General features: G+C 68.8%; 15 protein-coding genes. 3 read left to right on the plus strand and 12 right to left on the minus strand.

Going from position 1 to position 16445, the window contains the following annotated elements; translation table 11 throughout:
- Positions 1-289 (plus strand): porin (locus RMO40_RS00625; RefSeq protein WP_309714940.1); only part of this gene is annotated, 289 nt, incomplete at its 5' end.
- A 9-nt stretch (positions 290-298) separates the two neighbouring features.
- Here the strand turns inward: RMO40_RS00625 and RMO40_RS00630 are convergent.
- A complete protein-coding gene (locus RMO40_RS00630) occupies positions 299-3784 on the minus strand; it encodes a BTAD domain-containing putative transcriptional regulator (RefSeq protein WP_309714942.1) in 3486 nt (1161 codons plus the stop codon).
- Between the two features lie 132 nt (positions 3785-3916).
- On the opposite strand from RMO40_RS00630, the gene RMO40_RS00635 reads away from it, so the two are divergent.
- Together RMO40_RS00635 and RMO40_RS00640 are read left to right on the plus strand one after the other, a co-directional pair.
- Positions 3917-4153 carry a hypothetical protein gene (locus RMO40_RS00635; RefSeq protein WP_309714944.1) on the plus strand — a complete coding sequence of 79 codons (237 nt, stop codon included), beginning with the start codon at positions 3917-3919 and terminating at the stop codon, positions 4151-4153.
- A gap of 52 nt (positions 4154-4205) precedes the next feature.
- Positions 4206-5909, plus strand: coding sequence for a hypothetical protein (locus RMO40_RS00640; protein WP_309714946.1), 1704 nt, complete (start codon positions 4206-4208; stop codon positions 5907-5909).
- A 3-nt stretch (positions 5910-5912) separates the two neighbouring features.
- On the opposite strand, the gene RMO40_RS00645 is transcribed toward RMO40_RS00640, so the two are convergent.
- The 11 genes from RMO40_RS00645 to RMO40_RS00695 all read right to left on the minus strand — a co-directional run bounded on the left by RMO40_RS00645 (position 5913) and on the right by RMO40_RS00695 (position 16343).
- Complete coding sequence (locus RMO40_RS00645; protein WP_309714947.1) at positions 5913-7085, minus strand: acyltransferase family protein; 1173 nt, start codon at positions 7083-7085, stop codon at positions 5913-5915.
- Entirely contained in the window at positions 7072-7449 is a 378-nt protein-coding gene (locus tag RMO40_RS00650) for a hypothetical protein (protein WP_309714949.1), read from the minus strand. Before RMO40_RS00650 ends, RMO40_RS00645 begins: the two co-directional genes overlap by 14 nt.
- 47 nt (positions 7450-7496) lie before the next feature.
- On the minus strand, positions 7497-8468 hold the full coding sequence (locus RMO40_RS00655; protein WP_309714951.1) for an EamA family transporter: 972 nt from the start codon (positions 8466-8468) through the stop codon (positions 7497-7499).
- Positions 8469-8483: 15 nt separating this feature from the next.
- Positions 8484-8714 carry a helix-turn-helix domain-containing protein gene (locus RMO40_RS00660; protein WP_309714952.1) on the minus strand — a complete coding sequence of 77 codons (231 nt, stop codon included), beginning with the start codon at positions 8712-8714 and terminating at the stop codon, positions 8484-8486.
- Between the two features lie 14 nt (positions 8715-8728).
- Positions 8729-9334: an AraC family ligand binding domain-containing protein gene (locus RMO40_RS00665; RefSeq protein WP_309714954.1), complete on the minus strand. Its 606-nt coding sequence runs from the start codon at positions 9332-9334 to the stop codon at positions 8729-8731.
- A 29-nt stretch (positions 9335-9363) separates the two neighbouring features.
- Positions 9364-9918 carry a histidine phosphatase family protein gene (locus tag RMO40_RS00670; protein WP_309714956.1) on the minus strand — a complete coding sequence of 185 codons (555 nt, stop codon included), beginning with the start codon at positions 9916-9918 and terminating at the stop codon, positions 9364-9366.
- A 10-nt stretch (positions 9919-9928) separates the two neighbouring features.
- Positions 9929-10192, minus strand: a complete 264-nt coding sequence (locus RMO40_RS00675) for a DUF1488 family protein (protein WP_309714957.1) — start codon at positions 10190-10192, stop codon at positions 9929-9931.
- Between the two features lie 42 nt (positions 10193-10234).
- Positions 10235-10702: a TerB family tellurite resistance protein gene (locus RMO40_RS00680; protein ID WP_309714959.1), complete on the minus strand. Its 468-nt coding sequence runs from the start codon at positions 10700-10702 to the stop codon at positions 10235-10237.
- A gap of 38 nt (positions 10703-10740) precedes the next feature.
- Positions 10741-11559 carry a DUF4198 domain-containing protein gene (locus RMO40_RS00685; RefSeq protein WP_309714961.1) on the minus strand — a complete coding sequence of 273 codons (819 nt, stop codon included), beginning with the start codon at positions 11557-11559 and terminating at the stop codon, positions 10741-10743.
- A 105-nt stretch (positions 11560-11664) separates the two neighbouring features.
- Entirely contained in the window at positions 11665-13089 is a 1425-nt protein-coding gene (locus RMO40_RS00690) for an efflux transporter outer membrane subunit (RefSeq protein ID WP_309714963.1), read from the minus strand.
- 23 nt (positions 13090-13112) lie between these two features.
- Positions 13113-16343, minus strand: a complete 3231-nt coding sequence (locus tag RMO40_RS00695) for an efflux RND transporter permease subunit (protein ID WP_309714965.1) — start codon at positions 16341-16343, stop codon at positions 13113-13115.
- Between the last annotated feature and the right edge of the window lie 102 nt (positions 16344-16445).

Raw genomic sequence — 16445 nt, forward strand, 5'->3', positions numbered from 1 at the left:
CTTGATTGGCGCCACCGCGCCGGTGGGCTCGGGCGTGATCCGCGCTTCGTTCGGCCGTGCCGACCTGTCAGGCGGCACCGGTGCCACCCGCACCGACGATGCCGACGACGCTTCGCTGATCGCCGTGGGTTATGTGCACAACCTGTCCAAGCGCACCGCGCTGTACGGCACCTTCTCGCGCATCGCCAACAAGGGTGCGCAGAACTTCCAGGTCGGCGCCACCACGCCGACGCTGCCGAACGGCCAGAAGTCGCAAGGCATCGAAGCCGGTCTGCGCCACTCGTTCTGAGTGGTGTGTTCAGCCGCCCAGTGCGTTACGCACGAGGGCGGCTTGTTGTTGCGGCCACGCCGTGAGGGTGGCCGCGTGCGCGTTGACAAACTCGGCGCGTGCGGGCACTTCTGCCGGACAGGCATGGGCCAGCGCACGCTGCAGTTGCAGCGTGGCTGGCACGTGAGGTGACACCCCTGCGAGCACAGCGCGAGCCGTCTGCAAGGTGATGGCTTGCAACACCCCGGTGCGGGTCTCGGCCCGCACTGCCAGAGCGAGCGCGCGCACCCGCATCTCGTCGTTGATGCCCTCGGTGGTTTCAATGGGCAGCAGCGCCTGAGCGGCTGCCTCGTTTCCGGCGGCCAGCTGCAACTCGGCGGCGGCCAGTGCATGGCGCACACGCACCCGCACGTCTGAGATTTCTTCTACCGACGGTGCCTGCGCAAGCGCATGCTGCGCGGCCTCGTGGTGACCTTGTGCCAGCTCGAACTGCGACAAAGCCACCCAGTACTCGGCCGAGGCGCGGCGCAGGCCGCGCACGGCCGCGCTGTCGGTGGCTTCGAGTAGCTGTCGCGCCAGGCCGGTCTCGCCCAACAAGCCGAGCAGCTCCAGACAGCACTGGGTGGTGCCCAGCAGAAGCGGCGGCTCGGCCCGTTCCAGCACGGCGGCAATGGCCGCTTGCGCGTGCTCCCAGGCCGCACCGAAATGGCCCAGCGCGGTGTGGGCATCGACGAAGGCCAACCGGTACATGATCCACAGCTCGCCCGGCGGGAGCGGGGGGGGCAGATCCCAGCCGCGTTGCACCGCTGCGAGCGCGCGGTCATGCCGGCTTCGCGACTCTTGCATCACGGCCAGGTTGTAGAGCACGGCACGTTGCCGGTAAACCGAGCCGCGGCTGGCGAAACTGTCCGCGGCTTGTTCGAGCTCGGTTTCGGCGCGCGCCAGATCGCCTTCGACGATCCAGGTCAGGCCGCGGTGGAATCGCGCCCGGGCCACCGCTTCTTCATCGCCGTTGGCGAGCGCGAGTGCGAGCGCCTCGTCGGCGTGGGTGCGCGCCGCGGGCATGTCGCCGCTGCCGATCTCGTTGCGGGTCAGCGCGTCCAGCAGCTCGGCGCGGGCCCCGGGCTGCAAGCTGCCCAGCTGCAGCGCCGATCGAGCTGCGAGCTGGGCTTCGTCGAGGCGGCCCAGCGCGCGCAAGGCCTGCGAGCGTGTGATCAGCGCTTGCCCTTGCACCGGCTCGGCCAAGTCGGAGGGCAGCTTCTCCAGCAGCTCCAGTGCCTGCGTCGCGTGGTTGCCGAAGACGAGGTTGTCGGCCACCGCGATCCAGGCGTCGGCCCGCTCGTCAGGCGTCAGTGGCGCGCCGTCTGCCAAGCGTTGCAAGGCGTCGCCGTGCTTCAGCATGGTGTCGAACTCGCAGCGCAGCCGGGCTGCCAGCATCAGGCCCTGGTGTGCGCGCAGTGCCTGGCCGGCGGTCGCGCCGTCGTCCAAGGCCTTTTGCCAATGGGCCATGGCCTCGGGCAGCGCATGCAGGCGCTGCGCCTGCTCGGCGGCCGCGAGCCGGTGTGGCACGGCGCGCCGGGTGTCGCCACTGGCTTCATGGTGCGCAGCGACCACGGCGGCCGGGCTGCCAGCGGCCTCGGCGCCCAGCGCCAGGCGGCGATGCACCAGGCGGCGGCGCTCGGCCGTGAGGGCGGTGTCGAGCGCCTGTTGCACCAGGTCGTGCGCAAAGGCATAACCACCGGCCTCGTGCTCACGCAGCAGTTGCGCTTGCACCCCCAGGTCAATGGCGAGCACCACGTTGAGCTCCGACAAGGCGCAGGCCGGCGCGAGCAGCGCGGGCGCGAAGGGCTCCGCGGCGAGTGCTGCCGCCTCCAGCACACGGCGGCTTGCATCGCCCAGGCGCTGCACACGCGCGAGCACCGCCTCGCGCACGCTGGCCGGCACCGGCAACTCGCGGTAGTCGTGCGTGGCGTCGTCGAAGGGGGTTTGCCAGATGCCATCGGCTCCCCTGTCGAGCAGGCCGGCCTCGCTCAGGTGGCGCAGCGTCTCGTGCAGGAAGAAGGGGTTGCCCGCCGTGGCCGCCTGCAGCCGGGCCGCAAAGCGTGTGGGCTCGGCGGCGCCTGAGAGCCTTCGCACCAGGTCGAGCACCACCTCGGGTGGCAACTCGTGCAGCTTCAGATGCAGCGCCCCCGCGCTGTCGCGCAGCGTGCGCCAATGGGCTGCTGCGTCGTCGCTGATCTCGGGGCGCAGCAGCACGATCTCGCGAGTGGTGGAACCGAGCTTGTCTTGCTGGCGCTGCACCACGAAGGCCAGCATGGCCAGGCTGGCCGCGTCGGCGTGGTGCCAGTCGTCGAGCACCACGGCGTCGAAGTTGTCGCCACTGAGCTGCTGCCAGGCGAGGGCGCTGGCTTCGAAGAAGCGGCTGCGCTCTTCATCGGAGCGGATGGACGACGGCGCCGCACCGCTCTCGGCGAGCTCGGGCAACAAGCGCGCCAGCTCGTCGCAGGCCCAGGCCGGCAAGGCACCCAGCGTGGCCCGGGTGGGCTCGGGCCCGGCCAGGGCACGCAAGGCGCGTGTCCAGGCGGCATAGGGCACTTCGCGGTCGCCGCTGCGGCAGCGGGCCAGCGCGCACGAGCCGTGTGCCGCCGCGAAGTCGAGGGCCAGGCGGGTCTTGCCCACGCCGCCCACACCTTCAATGACGATGAGGCGGCCGGCCCGCCACGCGGTCTCCATCGCCGCGACTTCGTGAGTGCGGCCGACAAAGGGCAGCTCGCCGGGCAGCAGTGTGCCGGTACGAATGGATGGCGCGGCGGCGGCCGGTTGTGCGACGGCTTCGCTGCCGCGCAGCGCGCCGACCAGCGCCTCGGTTTCGGCCATGGGTGCGAGGCCCAGCTCGTCGCGCAGCAGCGTCTTCAATTGGGCGTACTGCGCGAGTGCGGCCTCGCGCCGGCCAGCGGCGGCATGCAGACGCATCACGGCGCGGTGGTGGTGCTCTTGCAACGGGTCGTCGCCCAGCAGGGTCTGCCAAAGCGCCAGGGCTTGTTCAGGTGCAGCGTGTTCGGCCTCGGCCACCAGCGCGCTGCGCCACAGGCCGCGCAGTTGCTCGCGCTGCGCGTTGAGCCAGCGGTCGAACTCGGGCGCGTCGCCCAGCCACAGGCCATCGGCCAACGGGCCGCGCCAGAGTGCAAGTGCTCGGGCATGGTCACCCGCCTGGACGGCGGCCTGGAAGCGCGCCACGTCGATGTCGACCTCGTGGTGCAAGGCGAGGCAGTCACCATCGACTTCCAGCAGGCCCTCGGCCCCCGCCTCGCGCAGCCGCGCCAGCTCGCGGCGCAGGTTGCGGCGTGCGCTGGTTTCGTCGAGCGCGGGCCACAACTGAGCGGCCAACCGGGGCCGCAGCGTGCGCCCGCCGCAGGCCAGCGCCACCAGCAGCGCCCAGGTCTTTTTCACCCCCAGGGGCAGCGGCTGCTCGCCTTGGCGCAAGGCGGGTGGGCCCAGCAAGTGCAGCGACCACATGGATGGGGAGGCCTCGGCGAGGGTTGAAGAACCTGTCTTCGGACGCGGCGATTATGGTGGCAAGGCAGGCGCCGCAACGGCGCCGCAACGCCTGGCTCCTATCGTGGCAGCACCTACTGAAAGCGTGCCGCCATGCCCAGTGCCTCCACCGATCAGACCTTGCCCAGCTTCCCGAACACCGAGGGCTGCGGCACCCGCTTCCTGCTGACGATCTGGGTCGCCGATGGCCACTGGCATGCGCGTGCGGAGCTGCTCGACGGCTCGAAGCATGTGTTCGACAGCCCGTTCGAACTGGCGCGTTTTGTGGCGCAGGCGCAGACACCCACTCGCCCTACACCCGACCCCCTCGCAGGCAGTGGCCTGCGATGACGGGGTCACCCAAGCCCTCGCTCATCTCACTCAAAGAATCAGGAGAACTTTCATGAACCGTTTTGCATTCGATCGTTCAACCCGTCTCGCCGCACTGGCGGGGCTGGCCGCCTTGCTGTGGTTCGTGGTCGCGCCTGCGGCCCAGGCGCAGGTCCGGTCCGGGTTCACCTACCTGCCTGCCGACGGCAATTTGCAGGTGCTGTACACCCACCAGAGCACCAGCTACCTCAAACGTGAGGTAAGAGACAACGGCGGCGCGCTGATCGAGACCGTCAACTGTCCGGCCCCGCTCTCCAACTGCTTCCCGGCGCTGCCGCCCAACGCGGCCACCTTCGCCGTGTCGCTCGAAGGCTTCAACTCGGCACGCGAGGAGATCGTCTCCGAGCGCTGCGGGAATGTGGCCTCGACGGTGCCGCAACAGTTTTGCGTCGACGGCGAGCTGCACATGACACTGCGGGTGCGCACCGGCGGGATCAACACCACCCTCTTGCTGACCCCGGTCGGGTCGAGCCAGCTTCTCGACACCGGGGTTGCGACCATGCGCATGGCGTTCACCGAAGACCCGACCCGTTACTGGGAGCTGCCGGTGGGCTCGCAGCCGGTGGCCCCCGCCGGCAGCTACCGCGTGAGCTCGCCGGACCTGCGGGGGCCGTGCCAGCCGACGCACACCAACCCCGGCGCCGCGCTCGACATCCCGGTCGGTGGCACCGGCAACGTGACGCTGAGCTACCGGCGCACCCTGTGCACCTTCACGGTCTCGATCCGCAACAGCGACACCATCGCCGCCGGTGTGGTGGAAAGCGTTGACGGCGTGCTCGCCTGCGGCGACCCCAATCGCTTGGCCAACTCTTGCACCGGCACCTTCGCTCCCGACAGCGTCGCGCGCTTCACCGGCCGCGCCGCGCCGGGCTACCGCGTGCAGTTCAACAACAACCCGCTCAGCAGCTTTTGCAACTACCCGCTGACTGCACCCGACCGTTGCGACGTGGTGACCTCCGCTGATCGCTATGTGCGCATGGAAGCCTTTCCGGGAGTCACCCCGCCACCCCCACCGCCGCCGCCGTTGGTGACGCTGGCCTTCGCGGCCGGCGCGGCCACGCCCGCCGATCGCACGGCCACCAAGGGTGAGGTCGGCGTGCCGATGTTGCAACTGCGTGCGACCCCGGCCAACGGCAGGGCGCTGATCCATGCGCTGACGCTGCGTGCATCAGGCAGTGGCCGTGATGACCTCGACCTGCCGAGCCTGCGCGTTGTGCTCGACGCCAACGGCAACGGCCGCGCCGACAGCGGCGAAACGGTGCTGGCCCAAGGGCGGCCGACCGTCGACAACGGCAGCATGCGGCTGGCCTTCACCACGCCGCTCGCGCTGACGACGGCTGCCCACCTGCTGGTCGTGGCCGACGTTGCCGACACGGTGAACAGCGCTGCGGCGCTGGGCGTGGCGGGTGCCGGGCTGGCGCTGGCGGGCTTCGCGCTGTGGCCGGTCGGCTACACACGTCGCCGCGCGCGGTGGTCTCTCATGGCGGCTGTGCTGTTGGCGGCGGCGCTGGTGACGGGCTGCGGTGGTGGCGGTGGCGATGATCCTGGCGTGCAACCGCCACCGCCACCGCCTCCACCACCGCCACCGGCTGCCGTGACGCTGACCTATCGCATCGAGTTGACGGCGGTCGATGCGACCGACGACGCGAGCCCGGCCGGGGCCGTCAACGTGGTCAACCTGCCGATCACCGGCGCACGCGTCACGGTCACGCAGTAAGGCTCAGTCTGATCGCCGGCGCCCGTTGAGCAAGAGGCCCACCCAGGTGGGCCTCACGGCATAGCGGTAGCTCAACAACAGCAACGCGGCGCTCAGCACATTGATCAGCACGAACTTGATCGACCAATGCCAGTCGAGCAGCATGAACGCCGTTTGCAGCGCTATCACCAGCGGCAGGTGGGCGACGTACATCCAGTACGACGCATCGGCCAGGTAGCGCACGCTGGGGCTTGGCTGGCTGAGGTAACGCACCCCAGCACCCACGAAGGCGAGTGTCCAGCTCATCAGCGCGAGGCCATAGGCGGCGTAGAGCGGCTGGCGAGTGCCCAGGGGCTGCATGCCTGCGCCAGCGGCCTGCAGGCACACCAGGGCCGCCACCAGGCCGAGCACGAAGTTGACGCGCCAGTGTTGCGCCAGGCTGCCTAGCAGTGACCGTTGGCGATCGAGCAACCAGCCAAGGCCAAACACGTAGACATAGATGAACAGGGGCAGGGCCGGCGGCAGCAGCGTGTAGCCGGGGGTGGGCACGCCCAGCCTGATGTTCCAGTCGGGGATGAGCGCGAGCGCCACCGCAACCGGCGCGGCCAGCAGCAGCACTCCCGCACGCGAAACCAGCAGTGCACGCAGGGCGCGGTCAATGCCGGCCTTGAGGAGGCCGCGCGTGTCAATTGACTGCCAGACGCCGCGCAGCGCGATCGCCAGGCCGTACAGCCACAGCAGCAGGTACAAGAACCACAGGTGCAGGAAGTTGAGGCCGCTCTCCGTCAGGCCGGCTGGCAGAGGGTCGGGCAGCTGCCCGCCGTTGGCGCGTGCCAGTGCCCACAACACAACGGCCGCGATGGCGATGAAACACACCGGCCACGCCAGCACCAATGGCGCCAGAATGCGCGCCGCCCGGTTGCGCCAGAACGCTGCAAACCCAAGCCGATGGAACAGCATGTGGGCCAGCAGCCCGGCCACCAGAAAGAACACCGACATCCGGAAGATGTGGGTGAGGAACATCACAACGGCGAGCGCCGGGCTCTTCTGGTTGTCACTCACCGGCCACAGCGTCGCATCCAGCTCGGGGATGAACGACAGCGTGGCGTGCAAGACGATGCCCAGCAGCAAGGCTGCGGCCCGCACGGCGTCGATGGCATGCAGCCGGGGCTGCGTGGCGGGCTCAGCTGGCGTCAAGCTGCCCACTGCGCGAGGCTGCACCCACCCCGCCCAGCACGCCGGCCACCGCCATCACGTACCAGAGCGACAAGGTGCTGTTCTCGTTGCGAATCATCGAGGTGGCATGCAGCATCAAGCCGCCGGCGGACACCACCGCCAGCAACAGCAGTGCGCACGACAAGACCATCGACAGCCCGCGGATATGGGCCGTCTTGGCCCCCACGACAAACAGCGAAAAGCCTGCAACGCTGAGCAAGGGGAACAGCAACCAGAGCGTGTAGTCGCCCGACGCACCCGCGATGCCCAGCGGTGCTGCGACCAGCAGTGCGCCGGCGAACAAACCCATGACGACCAGAACGGCGCCAGCGATCAGCAAAGCCATGAGATTCCTTGTGGTGGCGAAGGCGGAAATCTTCTCACACCGTTAAGTTAGGACGCGTGGCCTTCGGCGGCCAGCGGCTCGGGCCGGGTGCGCAGTGCCCACATCACGCCGGCGATCAGCAAGGCGATGCCGGCCAGCGTTTCGATCTGCGGCCACTCGCGGCGCAGCAAGAAGGCGTAGCTCAGGGCGGCAAGCGTCTCGAACACGATCAACTGCCCGGCCAGCGCGGGTGGCACACGCTGGCTGGCTTCGTTCCAGCAGACCGTGCCCAGCCACGATGCCAAGAGGCCGATGGCGAACATCAACACGAGGAAGTCGGCCACGCGCGGACCGAAGGGCATCGGGAAGCTGTCGCCGTTGAGGGCGCTCCACAGCCACACGCCGGCGTAGCCGACCAGTGCGAGCGGCAGCGTGGCGATGCCTTGTGCAGTGGCCCAGCTGCGCGGGTTGCGGTCGGGGTGAGCGCGCAGCCAGTCGGCGTTGCGAATGGGGTACCAGGTCCAGCACACCACCGCGCCCACGGCCAGCGCGGCGCCCAGCGCATAGCGGGCCACGTCGGCGTTCGGGTCTTGCTGCAGGTGGGTGATCTCGACGTGGTTGACGAGGGCGATGCCGCAGGCGATCAAACCCAGCGAAGGCAGCATGCGCGCCCATGGCAGCTTGGCTTCGCGCAGCGGGCCCGTGCGCAGGTTGGCGGTGATGGCGATCACCACCGGCAGCGTGCCGATGATCATGGTCGGCAGCGGCCCGCCCGCGCGCTGGATGGCGCTCGCGAGAAACAGGTAGTAGATGACGTTGCCCACGGCAGCGAGCTTGAGCGCCTCCAGCCAGTCGGCGCGGGTCAGCTCGCGCAGGCGCGCACGGTCGAACCAGGCGAGCGGCAACGCGATCAAACCAAACGCCAGGTAGCGACCGAACGATTGCAGTGTGGCCGGGTACTCCGGCAGCAGCAGCGGGCCCACGAACACCAGGCCCCACATCAGGCCCGCGGCCAGGGCAAAGAAGATTCCAGCAGTCATGCGGCCGAGTGTGGCTCAGGCCTGCGGCGGCGGTCTTGTACGCAATTGCGCCTGGTAGCGAGCCGGGGTCACGCCATACATGCGGGCAAAACGGCGCGTGAGGTGGGGTTGGTCGACCAGGCCGACGTCGGCTGCCACGTGGGCCGGGCTCACCCCGGCGGCCAACTGCTGCTTGGCGCGAAACAGGCGCACCGCCATCACCATCTGGTGCGGTGTGACGTGATAACGCTGCTTGAAACGGCGCAAGAAGTGGAACGGGCTCAGGACGCTTCGTGCGCCAGCTGCTCAAGCGACAGCGGCTCGGCAAAACGCGCCTGGATCAGCGCATGTGCGCGGGCCAGCGCCGCATCGGGGCGCGATGCGGGTGAGGCCGATCGTGTGGTGCCGGTGCGGGCGTGGGGGCGCAGCATCTCCAGCAGGTCGATCAAGGCGCTGTCGATGGCCAGAGAATCGGGCGCGTTCCACATCGCGGCCAGCAAGCGGCCCACATGCCGCGCGGTGCGAACCTCGTGCACGGCGGGTTGTGCAAAGTGCCAACCACGCTCTCCCGTCACCTGCGCCAGCAGATCGGCGTCGAGGTAGAGCATGCGGTAGCGCCAACCGTGTTCGGTCTCGGCGCGGCCGGTGTGCAGCTCATCGGGGTTCATCAACACCAGCGTGTCGGGTGGCGCCAGGTGGTCGCCGCCACGGTAGCGAAAGCGCTCGACGCCCGATTCGATCGCCCCCAGGCCGAAGGCTTCGTGCGTGTGCGGGTCGAACGCGTGGTGCACGATGCGCGCGCGGTACAGCTCGATGCCGGGGCGGGCCGGGCGCTTGAACTCGGCAGCGTCTTGCGAATGCTCGAAATGGTCGGGGACGGCTTGCATGCGCTGGCTCACCGGAGGGTGTCGCGCTCTCAGGGGCGCAGCCGCCCCAGCACCTCGACCCCGTCGCGTGTGGGCGCCACCACGATGCCTTCACCCGAAACCGGGGTGACGCCGGTCAGCGCCGAGATGTTGACCTGGTGCGTGGTGACCACCAGCACCCCCGGGCCGCGCCAGCGGCTGAGCGTGGCCAGGGCCCGGGCGGTTTGTGCGGGCTCGGTCGAACGGTCGTCGAAGAAGGAGTTGAAGTTGGCGTCGTCGCGCGCCATGCCGGGGAAAGCGAGCTCGGCGGTTTCTCGCGCGCGGCACCACTGCGAGCTGAGCACGGCGCCCACCTGGATGCCACGTTGGCGAAACTGCTCGCCGATGCGCCGGGCTTGGGCACGGCCGCTGTCGTCGAGGTTGCGCTGGGTGCTGCAGTCACCGAGCTTGAAACCCGGCGGGTCGCCACCACCGGGGGCGTTGGCGTGGCGAAAGAGCACCACGCTGCCGTCCCTGAGTGCCGACCAGGCCGCCTCGGAGGCGGTGGCCACGTGGCCCAGCACGCTGAGCGCGAGCACCAAGACGCAACGTGCGAGCCGACGCATGGAGCCGGGCTCAGGTGCTGCCGGGCTGGCGCAGGTCGTATTCGCGCAGCATCACCGGCTCGATCGAGCCTTGCGCCACACGCCGCTTGACGGCCGCGATGATGTCGCTGGAATAGGTGTTGAAGGTCTCCAGCGGGTCGTCACCTTGCACACCGGGCCGAAAGCGGTGGTGCAGCGTTTCGCGGCTGATGCTGCACCCGATCAGCTGGCCGTCGATCGGCACCCAGAAGCGCACGGCGCCTGAATCGGCATGGAAAAAGGGGGCTTGCGTCATGGGTCGCTCAAAAGTTTCAGGACAGGGTTCGAGTGTGCACCTTCAGGCGACACCCGAGGCTTGTTGTGCCCGCATGCGGGCATGGACATAAGCACCTTGCGGCACGTGCAGCAGGTCGGCAATGCGCCACAGCACGTGGCGCTCGTGTTCGCTCAGGTGGCCGTCGGCATAGGCCACGCGCCACATGTGCTCGACCATGCGCAGCTTTTGCGGCATGTCGAAGTGATCGTTGATGCGCGAGGTGAAGCTGAACAGGTCGGTCGCCTGCTGCGCGGTGCTCACGGCCAGCTCGCTCAGGCGGGCGGCTTCGTCGTCGGACAGCGCGAACTTGTCGCGCAGTGCACTCAGCACGGCCTCGCGTTCGCCGGCGTGAAACGTGGTGTCGGCGCGCATCACCTCGGCCAGCATCACGGCGGTGGCGAGTTGCAGTGCGTGTTCGCTGGTTTGCGGGTCGCTGCCAGGGGCGGCCGGCAGCAGGCTGTCGAACAAGTCTTTCAGGGTCTTGAGCATGGCGGGATGATGTCATGCAGGGCGTGAGCCCGTGGCGTCTAGGGAGATGCCACCTCGAAGGCGAGGGTCACAAAACGGCTCTCCCAGGTGTCGGGCTCGGTGGTCGAGAGGCGCAGGTCGGTGCCGCGCAGCACCCACTCGCCGGCCAGCGGCGGTGCAAAGCTCACCTGGCCTTGCGCGTCGGTCTGTTTCCAGAAGCCGATGGGGCTCTGGTTGCTGTGCAACTCGACCGCCAGGCCGGGCAGCGGCTGGCCGTCGCGCAGCACCTGGAACACGAGGGCGTCGCCCACGCGCAGGGCCTGCAGGCCGCTTTGCAGCAGCACATCCATGGCCATGGGGGCGGGTTGAGGCAGCGACGATTTGTCGCGCCGGCTTGCCAGCTCGATGCGTGCGTGTTTGGTGAAACGCTCCTTCCAGGTGACGCCGCGTGCGCGCATCTCGGCCCAGGCAGCACGCACCGGCTGAGGCGCGTTGATCTCCTTGAAGTAGGTCTCGACGATGGGCGGCGCAATCTCGACGTCGAAGGGTTGCTGCTGTGCCCAGCACGTGACGGCCCCGGTGGGCCTGGGTTGTGCGCGAACGATCAGCGCTTTGGGTGTTTCGCGCACGGGCTTCAGCGGGGCCACGCTCGCGTTGGGGCTGTTGGCGCGGCAGCCGCTCGCGCGCAGGGACGCCGCGCCCACGCTGAACTCATGCACCGGAAAGCGGTTGCCCGTGCCCAGCGCCAGCCTCAGCTCGCCGGGCTTGGCCGATGGCAGCCGCTCGAACCAGGTGTCGTGGGCGTTGGCGCTGCCGGCCAGGGCGCACAGCAGCCAGGCGAGGGCTGTTTTCGGCAAGCGGTGTGGGATGGGGTGCATGAAGGGTTGGGTTGCGAGCCACACGATAGCGTGGCAACAGACCCCTTCTGTACGCACGGGCAAGCCGCGCGGATGCACACCGATGGCTGCGCCTGCCCGCTCCCGTCAAGACGCGCTGCGTGCGGCCGCCTCCCACCCACCGCCCAGTGCGCGGATCAAGCCCACCGTGGCCTCGTACTGCGCGGCGCGCACCTGCAGCGCCTGGCGCCGGTTGGCGAGCTCGCTGCGGCGTGCGTCGAGCAGCTCCAGCTGGCTGACGTAGCCGTTGCGGTAGCGCGCGTTCGAGAGCACGGTGGCGCGGCTCGCCCACTCCACCGCCTGCGCTTGGGCGTTGGCTTGGTCGGCGAGCAGGCTCAGGGCCGAAAGCTGGTCTTCGACATCGCGAAAGGCCACCAGCACCTGCTCGCGGTAGCTCGCTGCCGCGGCGTCCCACTGCGCGTTGGCGTTTTGCACACCGGCCTCGCGCCGCCCGCCGTCGAACACCGGCAGCGAGAGCAGGGCGCCCACGCCCCAGGCGCGCGCCGACCACTTGAAAAGATCGCTCAGCTCGGTGGATGCGAAGCCTGCCGACGCGGTGAGTGCCACGTCGGGGAACCAGGCGCTGCGGGCCACGCCGGCACGCACCTGCGCAGCCTGCATCGCACGCTGGGCGGCGGCCACGTCGGGCCGGCGCGCGAGCACGCTGCTTGGCAGGCCGGGCGGCACCAGCGGCAGCGCACCGGACCAGTCGGCCTCGGCGAGCGTGAAGCCGCTCGGCAGCTCGCCCAGCAGCACGGCGAGCGCGTGTTCGAGCTGGGCGCGCCGACGGTCGAGCGCGAGGGCCTGCGATTCGGTGGCGGCCACTTCGGTGCGCACGCGGGCGAGGTCGAGCTCGCTCACGTCACCCGCCTGAAAGCGGCGCTCGATGAGGCGCAGCGTGTCGCGGTAGGCCGCCACGGTCTGGCGCACCAACGCGCGCTCGGCGTCCATCGCACGCAGCACGAAGTAGGTTTGCGCCACGTCCGACTGCACCAGCAGGCGTGTGCTCTGCACCAGCGCCTCGCGCGATTGCGCGTCGAGCGTGGCCGCGTCGCCGGCTTTTGCCAGCCGGCCGAAGAGGTCGGGCTCCCACGACACACTGGCCGCCGCACTCAGCGCGGTGGCCGCCTGGCCCGGTGCCGCGCCGCTGCCAGGGGGCAGCGTCTGGCGTGTGGCCGAAGCGCCCACGCCGACCTGCGGCAGGCGATCGGCTCGCGTTGAGCGCACCAGCGCGCGGGCCTGCGCCAGGCGCGCTGCTGCCAGCTGGATGCTGGTGTTGTTGCGGTCGGCGCGTGTGACCAGGTCGTCGAGCAAGGGGTCGGCGAAGGCCTTCCACCACTCGCCGCGGGTTTGGGTTTCTGCGGGTGCCAGTGCCGCCCAGCGGCCGTCGATGGACTTGAAGGCCACCGGCGCTGCGGGCGCGGCGGTGGGCTCGAACGGTGCGCTCGCGCAGCCGGCGAGCACCATGGCGGCCAGCAAGGGAGCGATGCTGCGTTTGAAAGTGGTGTTCATGTCGATTCCTTGTTCATGCCGGCTTATTCATGTCGACCGACGGGCGCGGCCGGTTGCGGCTTGACCGTGTGGCTGCCGCTGCTGTGCGGGGGGATCACCGGCACTTCGCCGTGTTGCTTGAGCGGCCGGTTGCCGGCGAGCTGGCGCAGCAGCACATAGAACACCGGTGTGAGAAAGATGCCGAAGGCGGTGACGCCGATCATTCCGGTGAACACCGCCACGCCCATGGCCTGGCGCATCTCGGCGCCGGCGCCGGTGGCCAGCACCAGCGGCAGCACACCCATCACGAACGCCATCGAGGTCATCAGGATGGGGCGCAGGCGCAGGCGGCTGGCTTCGATGGCGGCCTGGATCGGCGTGCGGCCAGCAAACTCGAGCTCGCGCGCAAACTCCACGATCAGGATCGCGTTCTTGGCACTCAGCCCCACCAGCACCATCAGCCCGATCTGCGTGAAGACGTTGTTGTCGCCCTTCGTCAGCCACACCCCGGCCATCGCGGCGAGCAGGCCCATCGGCACGATCAGCAGAATCGCGAGCGGCAGCGTGAGGCTTTCGTACTGTGCGGCCAGCACCAGAAACACCAGCAGGATCGCGATGGCGAAGATCCACAGCGCCGAATCGCCGGCAATGATCTCCTGGTAGGTGAGGTCGGTCCACTCGTAGCTGATGCCGGGCGGCAGCGTCTCGGCGGCGATGCGCTTCACCGCGTCTTGTGCCTGGCCCGACGAGTAACCGGGCGCGGCACCGCCGTTGATGTCGGCCGACAGAAACCCGTTGTAGCGCATGGCGCGCTCAGGCCCAAAGGTGGGCGTGACCTTCATCAGTGCCGACAAGGGCACCATCTCGCCGCTGTTGGAGCGCACCTTCAGCAGGCCGATGTCTTCGGCACGTGCTCGGTAGGCCGCGTCGGCCTGCACCCGAACCGAGTAGGTGCGGCCGAACTTGTTGAAGTCGTTTGCGTACAGGCTGCCGAGGTAGATCTGCAACGTGTCGAAGATGTCGGTCACCGGCACGCCGAGCTGGCGCGCCTTGGTGCGGTCGATGTCGGCATACAGCTGCGGCACGTTGACCTGGTAGCTCGAGAACAGGCCGGCCAGCTCGGGCGCCTGATAGGCCTTGGCCATGAAGGCCTTGAGCGCGTCGTCGAGCCCCTTGATGCCGTGCGAGCCGCGGTCTTCGAGCTGCAGCTTGAAGCCGCCGGTGGTGCCCAGCCCCTGCACCGGTGGCGGCGGGAACATCACCACGAAGGCCTCTTGAATGGCGCCGAACTTCTGGTTCAGCTGGCCGGCGATGGCGCCTGCGCTCTGGTCGGCGCCAGTGCGTTCGTCAAACGGCTTCAACGTGGTGAACACGATGCCCGAGTTGGAGCTGTTGGTGAAGCCGTTGATCGACAGGCCGGGGAAGGCCACCGCATGCTCCACACCGGGCTGCGCAAGTGCGATCTCGTTCATGCGGCGGATCACTTCTTCGGTGCGGTCGAGCGTGGCGCCATCGGGCAGCTGCGCAAAGCCGATCAGGTACTGCTTGTCTTGTGCCGGCACGAAGCCGCCGGGCACCAGCTTGAACAGGCCCACCGTGGCGGCAGCCAGCAGCAGGTACACCGCGATCATCACGCCCTTGCGCGAGATGGCGCGGGTGACGCCGCCGCTGTAGGCCGTGGAGCCGCGGTTGAACAGGCGGTTGAAACCGCGGAAAAAGCCGCCGAGCACGCGGTCCATGCCGCGGGTGAGCGCGTCTTTCGGCGCATCGTGGCTGCGCAGCAGCAAGGCCGCCAGCGCAGGTGAGAGCGTGAGCGAGTTCACCGCCGAGATCACCGTCGAGATGGCGATGGTCAGCGCGAACTGCTTGTAGAACTGGCCGGTGAGCCCGCTGATGAAGGCCAGCGGCACGAACACCGCCACCAGCACCAGGGCGATCGCGATGATCGGGCCCGACACCTCGCGCATGGCCTGGTAGGTGGCGTCACGCGGGCTCAAGCCTGCCTCGATGTTGCGCTCCACGTTTTCGACCACCACGATCGCGTCGTCGACCACGATGCCGATGGCCAGTACCAGGCCGAAGAGGCTCAGCGCGTTGATCGAAAAGCCAAACACGCCCATCACCGCGAAGGTGCCCACCACCGCCACCGGCACCGCCAGCAACGGGATGATCGACGCGCGCCAGGTCTGCAAGAAGAGGATCACCACCAGCACGACGAGTGCAATGGCTTCGAGCAGCGTGTGCACCACCGATTCGATGGACGCGCGCACGAACTGCGTGGGGTCGTAGACGATCTCGTAGTCCACGCCTTCGGGCATCACCTTCTTGATCTCGGCCATGGTGTCACGCACGCCGTTGCTGATGGCGATGGCGTTGGAGCCGGGTGCCGCGAAGATGGGCACGGCCACCGCGTCCTTGTTGTCGAGCAACGAGCGCAACGAATAGTCGGCTGCGCCGAGCTCGAGGCGGGCAATGTCGCGCAGGCGTGTCACTGCGCCGTCGGTACCGGTCTTGACGATGATGTCGCCGAACTCTTCTTCGTTCTGCAAACGGCCTTGGGCGTTGATCGAGAGTTGCATGTCGACACCGGCGAGGCCGGGCGACGCGCCCACGATGCCGGCCGCAGCTTGCACGTTCTGCCCGCGAATGGCCGCCACCACGTCGCTGGCAGAGAGGCCACGCTGCGCGACCTTCTGCGGGTCGAGCCACACGCGCATGGAGTAGTCGCCCGAGCCGAACAGCTGCACGTCGCCCACACCTTCGACACGCGCGAGGCGGTCTTTGACGTTGAGCACCGCGTAGTTGCGCAGGTAGGTCATGTCGTAGCGGCCGCTGGGTGACAGCAGGTGCACCACCATCGTCAGGTCGACCGAGCTCTTGATGGTGACCACGCCCAGGCGTTTCACCTCTTCAGGCAAACGCGCTTCGGCGCGCGCCACGCGGTTTTGCACCAGCTGCTGCGCCTTGTCGGGGTCGGTGCCGAGCTTGAAGGTGACGGTCAGCGTCATCAGGCCGTCGGTGGTGGCCTGGCTGCTCATGTAGAGCATGTTCTCGACGCCGTTGATCGCCTCTTCGAGAGGCGTGGACACGGTCTCGGCAATCACCTGCGGGTTGGCGCCGGGGTACTGCGCGCGCACCACGATGGAAGGTGGCACGACGTCGGGGTATTCCGAGATCGGCAAACCGCGCACGGCGACCAGGCCGCCGAGGAAGATCAGCAGCGAGAGCACGCCGGCGAAGATCGGCCGGTCGATGAAAAATTTGGAGAGGTTCATGGCGACTCTTTGGGGTGTGCGGAGTGGGTTGCCCACGCCGGCGGCTCGCCCCCTTGTGGGGAGCGAAGCCGTGGCAGGTGCCGTCTGTGAGTTAGGAGCCGG

Origin of the sequence: Rhizobacter sp., assembly GCF_031412075.1 — a bacterium.
Taxonomy (GTDB): Bacteria; Pseudomonadota; Gammaproteobacteria; order Burkholderiales; family Burkholderiaceae_C; genus Rhizobacter.

Excerpts from the sequence above, each read along its gene's own strand:
- RMO40_RS00675 (WP_309714957.1), bottom strand. The coding sequence starts at position 10,192 with ATGACGCAAGCCCCCTTTTTCCATGCCGATTCAGGCGCCGTGCGCTTC.
- RMO40_RS00630 (WP_309714942.1), bottom strand. The coding sequence starts at position 3,784 with ATGTGGTCGCTGCACTTGCTGGGCCCACCCGCCTTGCGCCAAGGCGAG.
- RMO40_RS00655 (WP_309714951.1), bottom strand. The coding sequence starts at position 8,468 with ATGACTGCTGGAATCTTCTTTGCCCTGGCCGCGGGCCTGATGTGGGGC.
- RMO40_RS00670 (WP_309714956.1), bottom strand. The coding sequence starts at position 9,918 with ATGCGTCGGCTCGCACGTTGCGTCTTGGTGCTCGCGCTCAGCGTGCTG.
- RMO40_RS00665 (WP_309714954.1), bottom strand. The coding sequence starts at position 9,334 with ATGCAAGCCGTCCCCGACCATTTCGAGCATTCGCAAGACGCTGCCGAG.
- RMO40_RS00640 (WP_309714946.1), top strand. The coding sequence starts at position 4,206 with ATGAACCGTTTTGCATTCGATCGTTCAACCCGTCTCGCCGCACTGGCG.
- RMO40_RS00695 (WP_309714965.1), bottom strand. The coding sequence starts at position 16,343 with ATGAACCTCTCCAAATTTTTCATCGACCGGCCGATCTTCGCCGGCGTG.
- RMO40_RS00650 (WP_309714949.1), bottom strand. The coding sequence starts at position 7,449 with ATGGCTTTGCTGATCGCTGGCGCCGTTCTGGTCGTCATGGGTTTGTTC.
- RMO40_RS00635 (WP_309714944.1), top strand. The coding sequence starts at position 3,917 with ATGCCCAGTGCCTCCACCGATCAGACCTTGCCCAGCTTCCCGAACACC.
- RMO40_RS00680 (WP_309714959.1), bottom strand. The coding sequence starts at position 10,702 with ATGCTCAAGACCCTGAAAGACTTGTTCGACAGCCTGCTGCCGGCCGCC.
- RMO40_RS00685 (WP_309714961.1), bottom strand. The coding sequence starts at position 11,559 with ATGCACCCCATCCCACACCGCTTGCCGAAAACAGCCCTCGCCTGGCTG.
- RMO40_RS00690 (WP_309714963.1), bottom strand. The coding sequence starts at position 13,089 with ATGAACACCACTTTCAAACGCAGCATCGCTCCCTTGCTGGCCGCCATG.